Below are 799 nucleotides of genomic sequence, written 5' to 3' on the forward strand. Positions count from 1 at the left end.
AGAAAATTAAAAGAAATATTTATCTCTTAGCAAAACCTTGCTTTTATGTGCAAAAGAGTTTATAGTTTAACTAGTTAGACTATATTAAAGGAGTATGCTATGCAAGCATTAGGAATTTGGCAAATACACGATGCAAAAGCTAGACTTACGGAGTTAATCAAGCACACACACGTATCGCCGCAGGCGATTACTGTTCATGGCAAACGTGTAGCAGTCGTTCTGTCGGCTGACGGGTATGATGAACTTACTTCCACGCAACCTAATCTGTATGAGTTTTTGCAACAATCTCCACTCAGAGATATTGAGCTTAATTTAGACAGGGACAAGTCAACCTATACGCGTAATATTGAGTTATGAACTACTTAGTTGATACAAATGTTATATCGGAGCTTCGCAAGCCTAACTGCAACCCTAACGTAGCAACTTTTGTAAGCAAAATACCAAGGGATAAGTTATTTATTAGTGCAGTATCTATCGGTGAAATTGCTTATGGTATATACAAGCTGGCAGATGCTGAACGTAGGAGTGAACTATTATTTTGGCTAAATGAAGGCATAATAGGCTGGTTTAGAGGACGCACTGTGAACCTAGATACAGAGATTATGATAGAATGGGGTAATATGTGCGCTAGGCACGGCAAAAGCCTCTCTATAATTGACTCTCTAATTGCCGCAACAGCATTATCGCACCATTTCACTGTTGTTACACGCAACGTAAAAGACTTTGAAAATATCAAGAACTTGTCCGTTGTGAACCCGTGGCAGATAGTAGCTAACGCTTGACATTGGGGAGTAGGGAC

Annotated in this window: 2 protein-coding genes; both read left to right on the plus strand. The window is 39.5% G+C overall.

All coding sequences use genetic code 11. The features are described 5' to 3' along the window. The first annotated feature begins 99 nt into the window (after positions 1-99). Complete coding sequence (locus AC1MDJ_RS08200; RefSeq protein WP_479690423.1) at positions 100-357, plus strand: type II toxin-antitoxin system prevent-host-death family antitoxin; 258 nt, start codon at positions 100-102, stop codon at positions 355-357. Continuing rightward, positions 354-782 (plus strand): PIN domain-containing protein, encoded by a 429-nt coding sequence (locus tag AC1MDJ_RS08205; protein WP_479690424.1) that lies wholly within the window; start codon positions 354-356, stop codon positions 780-782. Before AC1MDJ_RS08200 ends, AC1MDJ_RS08205 begins: the two co-directional genes overlap by 4 nt. Positions 783-799 lie beyond the last annotated feature (17 nt).

Source organism: Candidatus Termitispirillum reticulitermitis (genome assembly GCF_054655775.1).

What these genes read in the sequence shown, in the direction of transcription:
- AC1MDJ_RS08200 (WP_479690423.1), top strand. Translation starts at nt 100, where the DNA reads ATGCAAGCATTAGGAATTTGGCAAATACACGATGCAAAAGCTAGACTT.
- AC1MDJ_RS08205 (WP_479690424.1), top strand. Translation starts at nt 354, where the DNA reads ATGAACTACTTAGTTGATACAAATGTTATATCGGAGCTTCGCAAGCCT.